Origin of the sequence: Henriciella sp., assembly GCF_049649345.1 — a bacterium.
Classification (GTDB): domain Bacteria; phylum Pseudomonadota; class Alphaproteobacteria; order Caulobacterales; family Hyphomonadaceae; genus Henriciella.
Genome location: NZ_JBARZC010000135.1, coordinates 1 through 2,571, shown reverse-complemented (window position 1 = coordinate 2,571; position 2,571 = coordinate 1). Strand labels below are relative to the sequence as shown.

General features: G+C 62.1%; 4 protein-coding genes and 1 pseudogene. 2 read left to right on the top strand and 3 right to left on the bottom strand.

From position 1 onward, the window contains the following. Both WA989_RS03325 and WA989_RS03320 read left to right on the top strand, forming a co-directional pair. Positions 1-682: pseudogene (locus tag WA989_RS03325) on the top strand (DNA mismatch repair endonuclease MutL); the annotation flags it as partial. Then, positions 683-1,351, top strand: coding sequence for an HAD family hydrolase (locus tag WA989_RS03320; protein ID WP_424339102.1), 669 nt, complete (start codon positions 683-685; stop codon positions 1,349-1,351). It begins immediately after the preceding pseudogene. A gap of 45 nt (positions 1,352-1,396) precedes the next feature. On the opposite strand, the gene WA989_RS03315 is transcribed toward WA989_RS03320, so the two are convergent. The 3 genes from WA989_RS03315 to WA989_RS03305 form a co-directional block, all read right to left on the bottom strand. After that, a complete protein-coding gene (locus WA989_RS03315; RefSeq protein WP_424339101.1) occupies positions 1,397-1,744 on the bottom strand; it encodes a hypothetical protein in 348 nt (115 codons plus the stop codon). Positions 1,745-1,918: 174 nt separating this feature from the next. Further along, the gene (locus WA989_RS03310) at positions 1,919-2,308 is read right to left on the bottom strand and encodes a hypothetical protein (protein WP_424339100.1); all 390 of its coding nucleotides are present in this window, start codon (positions 2,306-2,308) and stop codon (positions 1,919-1,921) included. 84 nt (positions 2,309-2,392) lie between these two features. After that, positions 2,393-2,560 carry a hypothetical protein gene (locus WA989_RS03305; RefSeq protein ID WP_424339099.1) on the bottom strand — a complete coding sequence of 56 codons (168 nt, stop codon included), beginning with the start codon at positions 2,558-2,560 and terminating at the stop codon, positions 2,393-2,395. Positions 2,561-2,571: the final 11 nt, after the last annotated feature.

Genomic DNA, 2,571 nt, shown 5'->3' with positions numbered 1-2,571 from the left:
TGCGCCGCCTGCGCCAGGCATGGCCGAAGACAGCGCCCGCTATGACGCCCCCTCGGTCCGCATGGAAGCCGACGCCCCGCAGGATGGCCCCGTCCATGACTTCCCGCTCGGCGTCGCCCGCGCGCAGTTGCACGAGACCTATGTCGTTGCCCAGACGCGCGACGGGATCGTCATCGTAGATCAGCACGCCGCCCATGAGCGCCTCGTCTATGAACAGATGAAGGCGCAGATGGCCGCCGATGGCGTCAAGCGCCAGGCGCTGCTCATTCCCGAAGTCGTCGAGCTGACGGAAGACGAAGCGACCCGCGTGCTAGAGCGCACAGAAGAACTCGCCGAAATGGGGCTCGAAATTGAGGCGTTCGGGGCAGGGGCCGTGTGCGTGCGCGCCACGCCCGCCCTGTTCGGCAATATGGACGCTGCCAGCCTGATCAAGGATCTCGCCGACGATTTCTCCGAATATGAAGAAGGCCTCGCGCTAAAAGAGCGGTTCGAGGATATCATGGGCAATATGGCCTGCGCCGGCGGGGCTGTTCGCGCGGGGCGCCGTCTCAATTCAGACGAGATGAACGCACTGCTCCGCCAGATGGAGGCGACGCCTTATTCCGGCCAGTGCAATCACGGCCGCCCCACCTATGTCGAGCTGAAGCTCGCCGATATCGAACGCCTGTTCGGGCGGCGCTAGGTGAACTTCGACGCCGTTATTTTCGATTGCGACGGTGTCATCATTGATTCCGAACGGATCATCGTCGACACGCACCTTCAGCTGCTCGGTGAGTTGGGGCTCGCTTATCCCCGCGACGTTCACATCAGCCGCTTCATGGGAATCCACAATCGCGACTATCATGCCGCGCTGGCCGCCGATGCAAAGGCGCAGGGCCTCGATTGGCCTGAGGATGTCCCGGCCCGGTTACGGGCGCGTACCTGGGCGCGTTACGAAACGGAGCTGCAGCCGATTGAAGGTGTGGCAGACTTTGCAGGGCGCCTTGCCTGCCCAATGGCGGTTGCGTCATCCAGCGAGACAGCATCGCTCGACATCAAGCTCAGAATGACCGGCCTCCACGATCTCTTCGCCCCGCACATCTATTCAGGTGATCTGGTCGAGCACGGAAAACCCGCGCCGGACCTTTTCCTTCACGCCGCGCGCCAGCTCGAGACGGATCCCACGCAGTGCCTCGTCATCGAGGACAGTCCCAATGGCGTAAAAGCCGGCCGCGCGGCAGGCATGACCGTGATCGGTTTTACCGGCGGCGGACACGCCGATGCAGGGCTTGCGGCCCGGTTGGACGAGGCGGGGGCGCACATTGTGTCGACATCGTTCGAAGACGTGGAAGCACGGCTCGCACATCTCTAGCCCCCAACCCGCCCCTTTAGGGGGGCGGGCGGGGCCGTTCGTTGCCTAGTTGGCCTGGTCCATCACCGTATAGATCTCCGGCGTGCCGGTGCCTTCGACGATCAGTTGGCCTTTGATCGTGTACTTCTCACCAGAAGCGGGTGTGGTCTCGAATTTGTCGGCTTGCATGTAAAATGAGGCGCGATCCGGCCCCGTCAGTTCGACCTGGCCGTCCTCAACCGCGACGACGTCGGCGCCGAAGACGCTCTCGACATAGTTGCAGTCTTCGTCCGTCATAGTCTCTTGGGCATCGACTGGGCCATCTGCCATTTCGTCGACGGGTGCGGTGTCGTCGCTGCTGCCGCAGGCGGCCAGCGCTAGCAGGGCGAGGGCGGGAAGGATGGCAATGCGCATATCGGTAGTCGCCTGAAGAACGAGTCTGCAAAGCCTAGACGCCCCCGCCTGACGACGCAAACACGTTGCTTCGACATCGCTCACAACGGCGGGCTAACTTCTAACGTGGGCAAAAAGGTCGCCATGGTGAGCGAAGTCGAACCACAAGGCCGCTGGCACTACGTTGGATGCGCCCTATTCAACACCGCCGACATCGCCTTCGATCACGGTGTATATCTCTGGCGTGCAGGTGCCTTCGGTGATCAGCTCGGCCTTGATCGTATAGTCGGCGCCGGCTTCGGGGGCGGAGGGGAAGCTCTCGACCGGCATGTAGAAGCTTTCGCTATCGGTTCCGGCGAGTTCGACCATATCGTCTTCGACAACGATGACATGCGCGTCGATCATCTGCTCTTCATAGCTGCACGGTCCGCCGACAAAGCCGGGATCGTCGGTCGCTGGCTCACCGGCGACGCTTGTTTCGACAGGCGGCGCAGGCGCGGCCATGTCATCGGCGGGAAGCTCGCTATCGCCGCCTCCGCATGCAGCTACAAGAAGGGCGGCGGCGCAAAGGCAGGTATATTTCATGTGGGACCCCAGATCTGGCTTGGGGCCAATGGAGCACGGAATGGGTTCTGGCGCCAGACAGGCCGAGGCCTTCAGGGCCGGACACTAGTAGTTCGCAGGAGGGTCGCTCGCCGGGAAGGATTCGTCAGATTCCTCATCTTCCTTTTCCCATTCCTCTGGCGGGTTCTCCATGCATTCAGGGCCGGCTGGCCTTATATACTGGTCGGCGAGGCCTTCTTGGGCTTCTGTTTCGATCTTTTTCTTATCAGCCATCTGTCTCTCCC

What these genes read in the sequence shown, in the direction of transcription:
- WA989_RS03310 (WP_424339100.1), bottom strand. Translation starts at nt 2,308, where the DNA reads ATGAAATATACCTGCCTTTGCGCCGCCGCCCTTCTTGTAGCTGCATGC.
- WA989_RS03315 (WP_424339101.1), bottom strand. Translation starts at nt 1,744, where the DNA reads ATGCGCATTGCCATCCTTCCCGCCCTCGCCCTGCTAGCGCTGGCCGCC.
- WA989_RS03305 (WP_424339099.1), bottom strand. Translation starts at nt 2,560, where the DNA reads ATGGCTGATAAGAAAAAGATCGAAACAGAAGCCCAAGAAGGCCTCGCC.